The sequence below is a fragment of the Clostridioides mangenotii TR genome (assembly GCF_000498755.1).
Lineage (GTDB): Bacteria > Bacillota > Clostridia > Peptostreptococcales > Peptostreptococcaceae > Metaclostridioides > Metaclostridioides mangenotii_A.
The window spans coordinates 38,164-54,767 of the sequence record NZ_AXUS01000007.1 but is presented as its reverse complement, the minus strand read 5'-3'; the positions used below and the strand labels follow the sequence as shown (position 1 = coordinate 54,767).

12 protein-coding genes are annotated in these 16,604 nt (G+C 30.1%); 9 read left to right on the top strand and 3 right to left on the bottom strand.

The genetic code is table 11. From position 1 onward, the window contains the following. The first annotated feature begins 248 nt into the window (after positions 1–248). The 5 genes from T473_RS0105020 (at position 249) to T473_RS0104990 (ending at position 7,113) form a co-directional block, all read left to right on the top strand. Positions 249–914, top strand: a complete 666-nt coding sequence (locus tag T473_RS0105020) for a response regulator transcription factor (RefSeq protein ID WP_024620923.1) — start codon at positions 249–251, stop codon at positions 912–914. A 7-nt stretch (positions 915–921) separates the two neighbouring features. Next, entirely contained in the window at positions 922–2,124 is a 1,203-nt protein-coding gene (locus T473_RS0105015) for a sensor histidine kinase (RefSeq protein WP_024620922.1), read from the top strand. Between the two features lie 117 nt (positions 2,125–2,241). Next, positions 2,242–2,922, top strand: a complete 681-nt coding sequence (locus T473_RS0105010; RefSeq protein WP_024620921.1) for an ABC transporter ATP-binding protein — start codon at positions 2,242–2,244, stop codon at positions 2,920–2,922. Next, positions 2,922–5,555 (top strand): ABC transporter permease, encoded by a 2,634-nt coding sequence (locus tag T473_RS0105005; protein ID WP_024620920.1) that lies wholly within the window; start codon positions 2,922–2,924, stop codon positions 5,553–5,555. Before T473_RS0105010 ends, T473_RS0105005 begins: the two co-directional genes overlap by 1 nt. Positions 5,556–6,591: 1,036 nt before the next feature. Next, the gene (locus T473_RS0104990) at positions 6,592–7,113 is read left to right on the top strand and encodes a 3D domain-containing protein (RefSeq protein WP_161627536.1); all 522 of its coding nucleotides are present in this window, start codon (positions 6,592–6,594) and stop codon (positions 7,111–7,113) included. A 426-nt stretch (positions 7,114–7,539) separates the two neighbouring features. Here T473_RS0104990 and T473_RS0104985 read toward each other — a convergent pair whose 3' ends face one another. Together T473_RS0104985 and T473_RS0104980 are read right to left on the bottom strand one after the other, a co-directional pair. After that, on the bottom strand, positions 7,540–8,916 hold the full coding sequence (locus tag T473_RS0104985; RefSeq protein WP_024620918.1) for an MATE family efflux transporter: 1,377 nt from the start codon (positions 8,914–8,916) through the stop codon (positions 7,540–7,542). A gap of 49 nt (positions 8,917–8,965) precedes the next feature. Then, entirely contained in the window at positions 8,966–10,879 is a 1,914-nt protein-coding gene (locus tag T473_RS0104980) for an ABC-F family ATP-binding cassette domain-containing protein (protein WP_024620917.1), read from the bottom strand. 132 nt (positions 10,880–11,011) lie between these two features. Here T473_RS0104980 and T473_RS0104975 point away from each other — a divergent pair, with 132 nt between their 5' ends. After that, a complete protein-coding gene (locus T473_RS0104975) occupies positions 11,012–11,641 on the top strand; it encodes a redox-sensing transcriptional repressor Rex (RefSeq protein ID WP_024620916.1) in 630 nt (209 codons plus the stop codon). A gap of 100 nt (positions 11,642–11,741) precedes the next feature. Here the strand turns inward: T473_RS0104975 and T473_RS0104970 are convergent, their stop codons facing one another. After that, on the bottom strand, positions 11,742–11,912 hold the full coding sequence (locus tag T473_RS0104970) for a DUF362 domain-containing protein (protein ID WP_024620915.1): 171 nt from the start codon (positions 11,910–11,912) through the stop codon (positions 11,742–11,744). A 488-nt stretch (positions 11,913–12,400) separates the two neighbouring features. Between T473_RS0104970 and T473_RS0104965 the strand changes: the two genes are divergently transcribed. The 3 genes from T473_RS0104965 to pyrB all read left to right on the top strand — a co-directional run bounded on the left by T473_RS0104965 (position 12,401) and on the right by pyrB (position 16,596). Beyond that, positions 12,401–13,648: a Glu/Leu/Phe/Val family dehydrogenase gene (locus T473_RS0104965; RefSeq protein ID WP_029791532.1), complete on the top strand. Its 1,248-nt coding sequence runs from the start codon at positions 12,401–12,403 to the stop codon at positions 13,646–13,648. A gap of 592 nt (positions 13,649–14,240) precedes the next feature. Continuing rightward, on the top strand, positions 14,241–15,404 hold the full coding sequence (locus T473_RS0104960) for a C40 family peptidase (RefSeq protein ID WP_024620913.1): 1,164 nt from the start codon (positions 14,241–14,243) through the stop codon (positions 15,402–15,404). Between the two features lie 271 nt (positions 15,405–15,675). Then, positions 15,676–16,596 carry an aspartate carbamoyltransferase gene (pyrB, locus tag T473_RS0104955; RefSeq protein WP_024620912.1) on the top strand — a complete coding sequence of 307 codons (921 nt, stop codon included), beginning with the start codon at positions 15,676–15,678 and terminating at the stop codon, positions 16,594–16,596. Positions 16,597–16,604: the final 8 nt, after the last annotated feature.

Below are 16,604 nucleotides of genomic sequence, written 5' to 3'. Positions count from 1 at the left end.
TACAGGGACTTTAGTCCTATTTCTATAATCTATATTTAAGCTATAAATGCTAACTTTATGTATAAAACTAAATAAGGAGTATAAGGATGATTAAGATATTAATTGTACAAGATGATCCTGAGATTAACAAGATGTTACAAACTTTATAAACCAAAAATCACTATGAAGTAGAATCTGTATTTTCTGGTACAGGGGCTATATTGTTGTTAAAAAAATCAAAATCTATAAAAAATTAAGGAGACAAATGAATGTTTACAATTTTGATAATTGAAGATGACGATACGATTGCTTTTGGAATCAAATCATTTTTATCGAAAAATAATTATAAGGTTATTCATGGGGAAAATTTAAAAAAAGGAAAGGAACTTTTTAATAATGATATAGATTTAATATTACTAGATTTGAATCTCCCTGATGGATCAGGATTTGATTTTTGCTGTTATGTAAAAGAGATTAAAGATGTACCTATTATTTTTCTTACTATCAAAGATGAAGAAAGTACTATGATAAAAGGGCTAGATATGGGGGGAGATGACTATATTACAAAACCTTTTAAATTAAGCGTTTTACAATCTCGTATTACTGCTGTTTTAAGAAGAACTCTTAAACAGCAAATTCAAGAAGATATTTTATGGTGTAACAATATTAAAGTAATAAAGTCAGAATCAAGAGTGTATAAAAATAAGCATGAAGTAGATTTGACAGTTAATGAGTATAATCTATTATTACAATTATTAGAGAATAAAAATCGGACTGTCACAAGAACTATCTTATTGGAAAAGATATGGGATGTTCATGGAGAATTTGTAAATGATAATACGTTATCAGTAGCTATAAAGCGCCTTAGAGACAAGTTGGAAGATGATTCTTTTATTAAAACTGTGAGAGGAATAGGCTATAGACTGGAGGATTAAAGTTTATATGATTAAAAAAAGTATGAAAATATGGTCGTTTACTAGTTTTATATATATAACGTTATTGTGTGTTATATTTGGTGTTTTTATTTACAAACAATCAGAGAATCTGTTTTATGAAAAAACTGCACAACTTATAGCGGTTGGTGCTAATGCTAATTCTGATATTGAACAAGACTTGGTATCGTCACTAAAAAAGAAAAATGAAATAGATACAAATAAAGGTAAAGAAATATTAGAGAAATATGGTTATATTGAAGATTCTAAAGTTATTTTTAATATTCATCAAGGATTTAGCAAAGTACTTAAGGGGGTTGTAATACTAATTACAGGACTCTTTTTTTATTTTGGAGGATCATTATTAGTTTCATATATTATAAAGCGTAAACGTATAGATGATTTAGCAGAATATCTTTACGACATAAATGAAGGAATTTATAGAATGAAGACTCAGAATAAAGAAGACGATTTTTCAATTTTAGAGGATGAATTATATAAAATTGTTATGATGCTTAGAGAAAGTCGGGAAAGAGAAAGAGAAGAAAAAGAAAATCTATCTAATAATCTTGCAGATATATCCCATCAACTTAAAACTCCACTTACGTCCATGTCATTGATGATTGAATTGTTAGAAGGTAGCCATATTGAAGGGGATGAAGCCTTATATATTAGAAGTGTTTCAGTACAGATACAGCGTCTAAATTATTTAGTGTCGTCATTGTTAATACTTTCGAAAATCGATGCAGATGCAATGATATTGGAATATAAACCTATAAATATTTATGAATTGGTATGTGTTGCTGTTGAGCCTCTACATTTAATGATAGAGAGTAAACAACAACAACTTTTTATTAAAGACAATAGTGATCTATTTTTTAATGGGGATTTCCATTGGAATAGTGAAGCCATTCTTAATATAGTCAAAAATTGCTCTGAGCAAATACCAAATGGTGGAGAAATCTCTATAGGTTATAAACAAAATCCTATATGTACACAAATAATAATTGAAGATAATGGTAAAGGATTTGATAAGAATGATATTCCTCACCTCTTTACTAGATTTTATAAGGGTGCAAATTCATCCAAGGATAGCGTGGGAATAGGACTTGCTCTTTCAATGTCAATAATTAAAAAACAAAATGGTGAAATCATTGCTGTAAATAAAGATACAGGAGGAGCAAAATTTATAATAAAGTTTTATATAAATTAATTAGTACTGTCACCAAGATGTAAGATAGAAAAAGTAAAATAAAGTTAATCAAAGAAATGCACAGTAAAATCATAAACTCTTTGAAGATATGAACTAATAAGTAAAGGAGAGAATACTTTGGAAATACTAAGAACTGAAAATCTGACAAAAACCTATGGAATGGGGGACACAAAGGTTACTGCATTGGATAATTTAAATTTAAAAATAAACAAAGGAGAGTTCGTTTCAATAATTGGAGCAAGTGGATCAGGAAAATCAACACTCCTACATATGTTAGGTGGAGTGGATCAACCTACAAAAGGAAAAATATATATCGATGACACTGATATTTCATCAATGGATGAAACTAAATTGGCTTTATTTCGCCGACGAAAAGTAGGGCTAATATATCAATTTTTCAATCTTATACCTACTTTAACTGTTGAAAAAAACATATTATTACCTATGCTATTAGATGGCAGAAATCCCAAAAAAAAAGAATTTGAAAAGATTGTAAAAATGCTTGGTTTAAATGAAAGGCTTAATCATCTACCAAACCAACTTTCAGGGGGTCAGCAGCAAAGGGTTGCTATCGCTCGTTCATTGATTTATAGACCTTGCATTATTCTAGCAGATGAACCCACTGGAAACCTTGATAGAAAAAATTCTGAAAGTATTCTTGAGATGTTAAAGATTTCAAATAAAGAGTACAATCAAACTATTTTAATAATTACTCATGACGAAAAAATTGCATTATCAGCAGATAGAATGATTAGAATAGATGATGGTAAGATTGTGTCAGATGAGGTGATTAAGTAATGAATATCATGAGTGAATATACATATCACCATTTGAAAAAGAATAAGCGACATACAATTTCTATAATAGTTGCTATTACAATTGCTTCAGCACTTTTATGTTCACTATGTATATTTGTACATACTTTATGGGAATCAAAAGTAACCTCAACAATTGAAAAGGGAGGTTATTGGCATGGTGAATTATATGAATCTATAAAAGGTGATAAATTAAAATATGTAACAGAAAACCAAGCGGTTGAAACCACTATGGTTAAAGGACAGTGGATTACTGCTAAATGTTCCAATACAAAACGCCCATATCTATTAATGAGAGATGGAGATGCAAATTTTTGGTCGGATATGAGTATGAAAGATACGCTTACAGAAGGTAGACTTCCAAAAAAATCTGGAGAAATTGTTGTATCAAAATTATTCTTCTTGGATAATCCTTCGTATAAAATTGGTGATAAGCTGACTATTCCTATAGGTAATCGTATGTTGGGTAATGAAATAATGAAAACCCAAAATAACAAACGATCAGGCGAGACTTTCAAGACAACAGAAACTAAGACGTATAATATAGTTGGAGAATTAGATATTTCTGACGGATCTGTATATCCTGGGTATATTGCCATGGGATACTTGGAAACTTCACAAATCCAACCTAAAGATGAACTTACGGTTTATATGCGTTTGGTGAAACCTCGTAAAATCTATGAGACATTACCTCAAATTGCTAAGTCTGCGGGATTAACTCAGGATGAATATGGACACTATGTAGTTCGTTATAATACACCTTTATTAAATCTATATGGAATTAGCGATAAAAATGATACAGATATTCAATTCATGTTAGTGCTAGCAACCGTAATAATAATGACTTTACTAGTTATGGGAGCATTTATTCTTATTATCTATAATGCATTTTCTTTATCTGCTAATAGCAGGATTAAGCAACTAGGAATCCTAAAAAGTTTAGGAGCAACTCCAAGGCAAATTAAGTGTTCTGTCCTCTATGAAGGGTTTGTGCTGTGGATTGTTCAATTACCAATAGGTATCATGATAGGATATCTATTTAGCCATATGGTTATTTTTAAAGTTAATGAAATTCTTAGTGCTACAGAACATTTTAGAAAGATAGATATTTCATTTTCCTGGGTTGTTGTCGTTTTTGCTATTATTATCTCATTGATTACCGTTTTAATATCGGCGTATATACCAGCGATAAAAGTAGCGAAAGTATCAGCTATTGTTGGGATACGTCAAAATAGCAATAGTATAAAATTAAAAAAACAAAAATCCCACCCAATAATTAATAAAATATTTGGTATAGAAGGTGAGTTAGCAAGAGTACAAATTTCAGCTAACAAAAGAAGTTTACGCACGGCTGTGCTATCTATTTCAATTTGTTTTATCTTAACAGTGGGGTATGTTAGCATTATATCTATATTAAATTTAGCTAATTCAAAGAATAATCAAATAACAAAATATGATATGGATGTTAATCTAAATATTATTGATGAACCAAGTGAGAAGATGATAAATAAAATTCTTTCGCTGCCTGAGGTTAAGGAGAGTGTAGTTAGAAGACAAGTACGTACTTCAACCTATGTAACATCAAAACAAGAGTCAGATGTTTTTGCTAAATCTGGAGGGTTTGATGAAGTAGGATTCAAACATAATGTATTGAATGAAAAAGGAAAGCATAGAATTATATCAAATTTAGTTGGATTAAGCGATAAATCATTTAAAAAGTATTGTGAAGAAATTGGTATTGATTCTGAAAAATTTTATCACGATGGTGTAGTGACAGGAATATTGTTAGATAGCACATATCATACACCAGATGTTTCAAAAGCTACACAAAAAATACCATTGTTAAATATAAAAGAGGGTGATGAGCTAGTTTTAAATGAAAAAGTAGAGAAGTATATGAAAACAAATTATAAATTTAATGCTAAAGTTGGAGCTTTTACAGAGATTTCTCCAGGTAATCTAGAAACTAATAAATACAGCGTATCTTATATAGTTCCTATGAAAACCTATCAAAAAATAGTTAGTAATTTTATGCCAGAGCGTATGCTTGAATACAGCGTTATAGCAATTGATTTATTGGTCGGTGACGAGGCTAGTACAAGCACAAAGAAAGAACTAACTAAGATTTGTAATTCTTATCTTGGATCTGATGATTTTAGTATATGGAGTCTCTTGGAAGAAAAGAATAATGATGCACTGGTTCAAAAATCTATATCTATTAGTGTTTTTGCTGTTGCCTTAATGATTGGTTTAATTGGTATTTTTAACGCTTTTTCTACCATTTCGAATAATCTTAGACTACGCAAAAGAGAATTTGCTATGCTTAGGTCAGTAGGATTAACACCAAAGGGATTAAATAAAGTATTGATGCTAGAAGGTATATTCTTCGCTGTAACACCTATTATTGTCAGTATCCCAATATTATTATTTATTTGTTGGTATATGCTAAGATTAACGCTAATCACATGGGCTGAGTTTATAGTTGTTTTTCCAGTAGGAGTAATTCTAATGTATACTACGCTTATAATTATATCTATTTTCTTATCGTATTATTTTTCTTCAACATGCGTTAAAAAAAGCAATGTAGTAGAATCAATTAAGGATGAAATAGTATAATACAATTATAGCAATTCAAAGAATAGATTTTATTATGATATTTTTAGTATTTGTTTTTATAAAAATATGACAGAGCAACTAGTTGGAAATTGATAAAGGAAAACTTTTATATTATTCAAATAAACAAAATATTAATTGGTTAAATAAAACATTTGAAAAAGAATGTGAAAATACCAAAACTAAAAATAGAAAAATAAAAAATAAAGATTTAGAAAATGAATGTAATCGATAAAATAATATATAATTTTTAGAAAAAAATATGGTGAATTTAACTGATGCAATAAATATTAATTGCATCAGTTTTCTAAATAAAAAAATGATTCTTCTTTTAAAGAAAGAGTCTGTTTTTTATGTGTTGAAATAAATTTAATTTTAATAAATAAAATATTATGGAACTGTTATTAAAAAACATAGGAAAATTCAGAACTCTTACCGAAAAAATATAAAATAAGCAAAAAAAGTCTGTGTAAACGCTGCTAATTGATAATGTTATATGAAGAGTTCTTTTTACAAAAATGAAAGGAAAAATATAATTTGAGGAAAAAGTTTTGAATGTAAATAATCCCAATAGTATTTACAAAAACAATATAAATAAGGCTAATAAAAAATCCAATATAAAGTTAATAAAAAAGAACTTGAAATTTATATAAATAGATTGAGTCAATACAAAATAAATTAATAAACCTAAGTAAAGAGGTACAATAGGGGTGCATGAAGAATATAATATTAACTAATGTAATATTGCTATTTATTGGAGTAATAATTGGTGGATTACTGGAATATAGATATAGAAGAGTGATTAATATAGAAGTTAAAAAAACGACAAAAAAAGCCATAAATTAAAAGCAGAAATTAAGAAATATGTTGAAAAAATAGATATATTGCAATAAACTATTAAAGTATCGAGCAAAAACAATATCCCATTAGTCAAAAAAAGAGAAACTTTAATAGATAAAAAAATTTATAAGGAGTGATTTTTATTCGAAAAAAGATATTGTGGGTCTTAGTTAGTACATTACTATTTTTATTAGTAACGGTGACGATATACGCAGAAACAGATACATCAGTAATAAAAGTGGATGATGAGATGTTTAAAAAAGGACAAACACATATAGTCTCAGAAGTAAGTGCTGTTTTACAAAAGGGCTTAAATGAATACAAAAATAGTGAAGAATATAAACTTTTAAAGGTTAGAGAAGATCTGGAAAAAGAACTTGGTGTAGATATAAAAAAGATAGAGCCTATAGTTTGTGAGATTACTTACTATTCCAGTCTTGCTTGTGAAAATGGGCCTTATGGATTAAAAACAGCTTCAGGTGTTGATATGAATAGCAAGACAGTGGCAAATAACTTCTTGGATTTTGGAACTGATTTATATATAAACGACCATGGACATAAAGTGGTCCAAGATACAGGAAATAAGAGATACTTTGGAACTGTAAATAGATTTGATGTGTATGTTCCAAGAAATAATAATGAGAGTGACTCTTCATATTATAATAGAGTAAACAATATGGGAAGAAAAACTACAACAGGTTATATAATTGTAAAAGATTAATTGTGGATGAAATATAGAATAATACAGAAAAATATTAAAATAACAATAAACTATTTAAATGCAGAATAATACTATTAAAGTGAATACAAATGATGAATGTAGAAAAGGGATTAACAAAAGAAAAATTTTAGTAAAGTTATCATGTTTGATTTTAATTATAATCATATATAAGAGGTAATATAAGTATAGAGTAAGTATAATTAAGTATAAATTCTTAGAATTGATTTTAAATTCATAAAATAAATGATTAATGAAACACTATAAAAATAAAAAGAAATTTAAGTAATATTTTAGACAAGATAAATACATGTAGAATACACATTTTAAAATATATAAATCATATAAAAAGCCGGTTTCTTAACGTTATAAGGAAACCGGCTATTTTTTATTTTTTCGTAAATTCACATAAAATTATATACAAATAATTTAATCCATTTCATTTACAATATTGGAAGCCCATTTTTTAGATAAAACCCTCGGAAGTCCAAATATAAGCTTTATTAATTCTTCAAAATAAGTCAGTAAAAATAAAATGTATATAGGGTATCCACTAAATGCTGCAAAATATGTAAGTGGTAAAGCGGCAAACCATATACTAGCTTGCTCTAAAATCAGTGCGTATTTAGTATCTCCGCCACTTCTAAGTATACCTATAATCATTAGGGTGTTAAATGCTTTAAGTGGCATCAAAATTCCTAAGATAAGGAATATTTTTATGATATTAGGAGCTAACACTTCAGTCACGTTGAACATCTTTAGTAAAAATGGTACATTTATAATCAAAAGTCCGCCCATAATTATTCCTGCAATAATAACTAAGATAGAGAATTTTTTTGCATACACTAGAGCCTTTCTTATATTGTCAGCACCAAGCTCATTTCCAAGCATAATTCCTCCACCTGAAGCTATACATACGCAAGTCATTAAAAAGAAGTTACCAGTAGTAGTGGCTATTTGACTAGATGCTATTGCGGAGGTTCCAGCCTTTGAATATGCAACAGCGTATAAAACTGTTCCAAAAGCCCACGCAGAGTCGTTTAAGAAGATCGGTATACTTTTTGATAAAAATTTACTTGTAAAGTCTTTAGTTATAGATTTAATATTTGTAAATCCAAATCTAAGTGCATAATTTTTTTTATGAATGTATACATAAAATAGTATTAATATTATTTCAACCATCCTTGCTATAACAGTAGCTAGAGCAGCTCCCTTAACACCAAGGTTAGGCATTCCTAAGTTTCCGAAAATAAGGCCGTAGTTTAAGATAATATTTGCAATAAGTGCGAATAAACTACATATCATACCAAGTTTTGGATTTCTAATACTTCTAGATCCAGTGCTAAATACAGTACTTATCGCAATAAGTGGATAAGAAAAAATAACAATGCTGAAATAATCCTTACATATTCTTACAACTTCTTGATCGTATGAGAAAATGTGTATTATCAATTCTGGTTTTAATGATACTGGAATCAAAAATAATAAAGATAGAACTAGTGCAAATCCGCAACTAAGTCCAACAACTTTTTTTATATTATTTGTATCTTCTTTACCATAGAACTGTGAAATAAATACACTAGCTCCACCCGTTACACCTGATAAAGACATATTAAATAGAAAGAAGATTTGATTTGCAATGCCTATTGACGCAACTGAGGTTTCGCCCAAACTACTTACCATTACTGTATCAATTACATTTACAGATGCGGAAATTAGATTTTGAATAATTATTGGTATACATAAGAAGAATAAAATTTTATAGAACTTTTTATTTTCTGTGTTTAATGATAATCCTAAATTCAATAAATCACCACTTTCGTGTTAGTTTAAAGTGTTGTAGAAGGAGCTAATATTATATTAGTTCTTCCCATTTTTCGTACAGTGAAGAAAGCTTTTCTTCATTGTTGTGTTTTTCTTGATTTACATCTTTAGCTTTATCTGGATTAGAGTAGACCTCTTCTTGACAGAGCATCTCATCAAAGTATTCTATTTGTTTTTCTAAGTTCTCAATTTCTTTTTCTATGTTCTGTATTTCAATTCTCGATTTCTTCTCGATTTCTCTTTGCTCTCTCTGTTTTCTTTTTTCATCTTTTATTTGTGTTTTTGTTTTTTCAGGTTCTTCTTCAACTACACTCATTTCGGACATTTGTCTTTTCTTGTCTACATAGTAGTCGTAGTTTCCAAGGTATTCGGTTATTCCCTCTTCATCTAAAACCAGTATTTTACTGGCGATTGTATTTATAAAGTATCTGTCGTGAGATATTGTAAATATTGTACCAGTATAACTTGAAAGGGCTTCTTCTAGTACATCTTTTGAGTCTATATCCAAGTGATTGGTAGGCTCATCTAAAAGAAGTAAGTTAGCATTTGAAAGTATCATCTTTAGTATTGCGACACGTGATCTTTCACCACCACTTAATGTAAAAATTTTTTTAAACACATCTTCATCTTTAAATAGGAAAGCACCTAACATACTTCTTATAGCGGTTTGGGTTAAGTGAGTGTTGTTCTCCCAAATCTCATCTATTATAGTATTATCTAAATTTAAAGTTTTTTGCTCCTGGTGGAAGTATGCAACATGTACATTAGTTCCAAATTTAACTGAACCAGTCAATGGTTTTAGTTCGTTGTCTATTATCTTAAATAGAGTAGATTTGCCAATACCATTTGCACCTATAAGAGCAATTTTTTCGCCGCGGTATACATCTAAATTAAGATCTTTAAATAAAACTCTTTCTCCATAGCCCATAGATATATCTCTTAAAGCAAGTACATCGTTTCCACTTTGGACAGATGGAGAAAATCTGATACGAGCTTTTTCTCTTTCAGCATCTGGTTTGTCTAGCAAATCAACTTTATCAAGAGCCTTCTCCTTACTTCTAGCTCTTTTTAAGTGTTTTTCTCTACCATAAGCCTTAAGTCTATCTATCGACTCCTCTTGTTTTTTAATTACTTTTTGCTGATCCTCGTATTTCTTTTGTTCTATTTCTTTCTCAGTCTTTGAAGCTACTATAAAGTCGGAATAGTTTCCGTTGTAAAGCTTAAGCTTCTTATTATTCAACTCAAATATCCTGTTAACTGTTTGATCTAAGAAATATCTATCGTGCGATATTGTCAAAACTGTTCCTTTATACTGCCTTAAAAATAATTCTAACCACTCTATAGCATCTGCATCTAAATGGTTAGTAGGCTCATCTAGTAGAAGTAGTGTAGGTTTATTAAGTAGCAATTTACCTAAAAGAACTCTAGTTTTTTCGCCACCTGAAAGTACATTGATCTGTTTGTCAAAGTCAATATCGTTAAATCCTAAGCCTTTTAGGACTCCTTTTGCTTCAGATTTATATCCATAACCATTTAGATCAGAAAATAACTCTAGCTTGTGAGAGTATTCATCCATTAATTTATCTAGTATAGTAGAGCTAGATGTTACACTTTCTTCGGAGATTCTATTTTCTAACTTTCTAAGTTCTTTTTCCATATTTATCAAATCATTAAAAACTTCTAAGACTTCTTCTAATATAGTATTGTTTGAGTTAAAATTAGTATTTTGTTCTAAATATCCAATTTCACAATCTTTAGAGGTATAAATATGACCAGTATCGTACTCATAAATGCCAGCGATTATCTTAAATAATGTAGTTTTTCCAGTACCATTGACTCCGACAACACCGACTTTGTCCCCATCGTTGACTGTAAAATCTACATTTTTAAATATTGACTCTATGCCAAAATTTTTGCTAAGATTGTTACATGATAAAACAATCATAAAATTTCCACCTCCTTGAACTATCTAAAATTATAATATTTTGATATAATATAATCAAGCTTATATATATTAGTTTTTATCAATGAAACGATTTAAATAAAGAAATAGAAATTTGTAAGAAGGAGTGATTGTGTGACTAACAAAAATATATCAATGGCAGTTATACGAAGATTACCTAAGTACCATAGATATCTTGGTGACTTATTGGATAGAGATATACAGAGAATATCTTCAAAGGAATTGAGTGATATCATAGGGTTTACTGCATCACAAATAAGACAAGATTTAAATAATTTTGGGGGATTTGGCCAACAGGGTTATGGATACAATGTTGAAGCTCTATACACTGAGATTGGTAAGATACTAGGTTTAGATAAAAAGTACAATGCGATACTTATTGGGGCAGGTAATTTAGGACAAGCAATAGCAAATTATTCGGGATTTAGAAATGCAGGTTTTGAGATAAAAGCTCTTTTTGATGCAAATCCAAGAATAATAGGGCTTAAAATTAGAGAATTCGATGTTTTAGATCCAGATATTATTGAAGACTTTATTAAAGAGAACAATATAGATATCGCAGTAATGTGTATACCTAAAAACGGTGCACAAGAGGTTATAGATAGAGTAATTAGAGCGGGAATTAAGGGAGTTTGGAATTTTGCACCTATAGATTTAGTAGTACCAGAAGGTGTTATAGTAGAGAATGTTAACCTAACAGAGAGTTTGTTTACACTTTCATACCTTATGAAGGAAGAAAACTAATATAATAAAAAGACGAGTTCAATAACAACAAGAACAAGACTATTTTCTTTAATAAAAAAAGACTGATTTGGGATTTTCCTAAATCAGTCTTTTTAATAAACTATTCTCCTTGAGGAGCGTCAACTGGACATACGCCAGCGCAAGATCCACAATCTATACAAGTATCTGCGTCTATTACGTATTTATCATCTCCTGCTGATATACAGCTAACTGGACATTCAGCCTCACATGCTCCACAGCTTATACAAGCGTCAGTAATTTTATATGCCATCTTAAAATCCTCCTTGATATGTATATTTTATATTCAATAGTATTATAACAAATATCTTTCTATATAACAATCATATTTATTTTAAATTTTATTGCAAAAAGAAGTTTACTATTTACGAATATTTGGAAAATTTTAACTAAATATCTAAAACTATTTAGAATCTATACATATGTAGAATATTTTCATATTATGTAGTATTCAATAGAATAAAAACCACTGTATCTAAGTGTTTTAGAGCCTATTTTAGGGAGTCTTTATTCATTATATGCAATGGGTAAAAATAATAAATCTATTTAAAGAATAAATTGAATATTCAGAAAAGGTTTAATAATAAAAATAAATAGTGAATAAAAGTTAAAAAATAAACTTGAAATTTGATATACTAATATTGGAAGAAGTATGCTATAATCTAAGTGTGAACTCGGGAAATGGTTTTTCTGAGTATGGCGAGTACATATAACAATAATATATTTAAGGGGGCTTTCAAAATGTCAGTAAAAGATTTAAACGTTTTTGAAATGGCACAATCTCAAGTTAAAAATGCATGTGATAAATTAGGACTTGAGCCAGAAATCTACGAAACACTAAAAAATCCTATGAGAGTATTAGAAGTAAATTTCCCAATTAAAATGGATGATGGAAGAGTAGAAACAATTACTGGATACAGATCTCAACATAATAACGCTTGTGGACCATACAAAGGTGGAGTAAGATTCCATCCAGCTGTTGATTTAGATGAGGTGAAAGCTTTATCAATATGGATGACATTTAAATGTGGAGTAGTAGGAATACCTTATGGTGGAGGTAAAGGTGGTATAACTTTAGACCCATCTAAATATTCTGATGCAGAATTAGAGAGAATAGCAAGAGGATATACTGCAGCTATAGCTCCAGTTATAGGAGAAAAAATAGATATACCAGCTCCAGATGTTAATACTAACGGTAAAATAATGGCTTGGATGGTTGACGAGTTTGCTAAAGTTACAGGAGAATTCCAACCAGGAGTATTCACTGGTAAGCCAGTAGAATTCTACGGATCATTAGCAAGAACTGAAGCTACAGGTTTCGGTGTTGCTAAGATGGCATTATTAGCTGCTGATAAATTAGGAATAGATTTACATAACGTAACTGTTGGTCTTCAAGGATGCGGTAACGTTGGTAGTTATGCAGGTAAATATATAGAAGAGTTTGGTGCTAAAGTAATAGCAGTAGAAGACCACACTGGTAACATCTACAATGCAGATGGTATAGACATGAAAGCTTTATTAGCTTACAATGCTGAACACAAATGTATAAAAGGATTCCCAGGTGCTGAAGCTTCTGATGTAAGAGTTTTAGAGAGAGAAGTTGACATATTAATGCCATGTGCTCTTGAAAAACAATTAAATGAAGAAACAGCTCCAAAAGTAAAAGCTAAATTAGTTTGTGAAGGTGCAAATGGACCAACAACTCCAGAAGCTGATAAATTCTTCTTCGATAACGGAGTAACTTTAGTTCCAGATATACTAGCTAATGCTGGTGGAGTTACAGTTTCTTATTTCGAGTGGGTACAAAACTTACAAAGATACAACTGGACATTTGAAGAAGTTCAAGAGAAACAAGTTGCTTCAATGACTAAAGCTTTCGACGCTATATGGGACTTAAAAGAAGAGTTCGGTGTAGATATGAGAACTGCTGCATTCATGATGTCAATCAAGAGAGTTGCAGATGCTATGAAATTAAGAGGATGGGTTTAAGATTTAGTTCGCTAAATTAAACATTCTTATATATAATAAAAGGCGGGTTATTTTAACTCGCCTTTTTAGTGCCTACAATTATTTAATTTAACGTGTAATTTAATTATTACTATGCTTAATTATATTTATTCTAATATTTAAAATGGTTATTCTAGATTATTATTCTCTAAAAAAGTAAATTTTAGAGGGTAACAGTTTTTTGAATAACTTTCTACTACTGGTATTATTTGGTAAAAAATAGTAGCTTATCAATTGAAACTACAAAAAATACACAATTCCATTGTGTATTTATGGGCTCTTATATCTAAAATATTTATGCATAACTTTACTTTTATATACCCATAAGATATAATAAAATAGATGATGTATATTTAGAAAACGAGTTAACTGAATAATTAATTGGGCGAATTAACTATTCTATACTGCTATACAAGATTAATGATAACAATATTACTTAATATAAGGATACTATAAATATTGAAACTTTTGATTACAAAATGGTTACAATTAGAGAAGTATCTATGATCTTGGATAAGTTTTAAATGTACTCATGAAAAAGACATTTACATATGTCAATTTTAGGAGGAATATTATGAGGAAGAAAATTTTTGCACCAGTTTTTGCTACAGCAGTAGCTTTGTCGGCAAGTATAGTTTCTTATGCTAGTCCTGCAGATTATTCACAACAAAATCAAGACGTAGAGAAGATAGATATGACAGAAACACAAGAATATCAGGATGTAAGATTTAAAACGGCAGTGGTTAAAGATGGAGTCGCAGTAAACGTAAGAAATGAGCAAGAAGATGGACAAGTACAAAATGTTGCCTATTCTGGTGAGAGTTTTAAGGTTTTAGGTAAGCAGGGAGAATGGCTTAAAGTAGAAAATGGATCACTAGAAGGTTGGATGTCAGCTAAATATTTAGACCTAAAGGTATGTGACGGATATGTTGATGCTAGCAGACTAAACTTTAGATCGGAAGAAGGAACTGATTCTGAAGTTCTTGAGGTGTTAGACTATGGAACTGCGATTACAGTTTTAGAAGACAATGGGGAATGGTTAAAAGTTAAACATAACGAGCAAGAAGGTTATTTATTCTCAAAATATGTAACTGATAAATCTCCAATAGTTGATGAATACAATGCTGGAGTTGATTCTACTCAAAGTACTGTACCTGAGTTACAAAACAAAGGAACAGAAGAGAACGGATCTCCTCAAGTAAATGGCACTGAATCAAATGGAACAACAGAAGAAAATGGGACTGAATCAAGTGAGTCGGATACTAACACAAATTCAGAAAATAATGAATCTGCAAATAGTGGATCTAATCCTTCAGAGGAAGAATCTAACAATTCATCTTCAGATGTTCCAGCATCTAGTTCATCGTCAGTACAATCAGTTCTTAACTTAGCGTACTCAAAACAAGGGCTTCCATATGTATGGGGAGCAGAAGGACCAAATAGTTTTGACTGTTCTGGATTTACTAAGTATGTGTTCAATAACTCTGCAGGAGTATCTATACCAAGAACGTCAAAAGAGCAAGCTAAATTTGGACAAACTGTAAGCAAATCAAACTTACAGCCAGGGGATATGGTATTCTTTACTACAGATGGCTCTGGGCAAGTAAGCCATGTTGGTATATATGTTGGTGGAGGAAGTATGATACATGCACCTTCTTCAGGAAAGAATATAAAAGTGACAAGTATTGAGTCAGATTACTACACTCAAAGATTTGTGACGGCTAAGAGAGTTTTATAAAAGTGATAAGTTCATCTGTATAATAGATGGCAAAATCAACCATATAAAGTTTGAATAAATAAATAATTTAAGTAGTAAATAATTTAATATATAATATAGTAGTGTATTAACACCCCCAAAGATAATTAAATTATTTTGGGGTGTTTTTTATTTATCAAACCCTCGACCTATATTGACATTATCTTAAATAAATGATAAGCTACTAGCAGTATAAAAAAGTACAAAAATAACTTTTAATTTTAGTCCAGAGAGGCTAAAAAAGGAGGAAAATATGAAATCAAGAAACTTGATCCAACCAGAAGATTTTTCTATAGAGGAGATAAATCAATTATTAGAGTTAGCTCAAAAAATAATTGAAAACCCATCAAAATATTCACTTGCATGTGAAGGGAAATTACTCGCAACACTATTTTTCGAGCCATCTACAAGAACAAGACTTAGTTTTGAGTCAGCTATGTTTAGATTAGGCGGAAAGGTTGTGGGATTCTCAGATTCTAATTCATCATCTACTACAAAAGGTGAGTCGCTTGAAGACACTGTTAGAACAGTTTCAAGCTATGTTGATCTAATTGCGATCAGACATCCTAAAGAGGGAGGGGCTTCAATTGCCTCAGACTACTCTGAAGTACCTGTTATAAACGCAGGAGACGGAGGAAATCAACACCCTACACAAACCCTAGCAGATTTGCTTACAATAAAATCATTAAAAGGAAGCTTAGATAACCACACAGTAGGACTTTGTGGAGATTTAAAATACGGTAGAACCGTACATTCTCTAGTAAAGACGCTATCTAAATACAAAAATATAAAATTTATATTCATATCACCAGATGAATTAAAGATGCCTGAGTATGTTAAAGATGCTTTAGATGATTCATCGTATATAGAAACAGATAATTTAGAGAGTGTGATAGGTAATTTAGATATACTTTATATGACAAGAGTTCAGGCTGAAAGATTCAGTGATATGGACGAGTATGAGAGACTTAAAGGTTGTTACCATATTAATAAAGAAAAACTTAAAGCGGCTAAAGAAGACATGCTTATCATGCATCCTCTTCCAAGAAATGGAGAGCTTGATACAGATGTAGATTCAGATAAGAGGGCAGTATATTTCAAGCAAACAAAATTTGGAATGTATGCGAGAATGGCTTTAATAATGATGCTTTTAGATGATGAGATCAATGAATAGGAGAAACT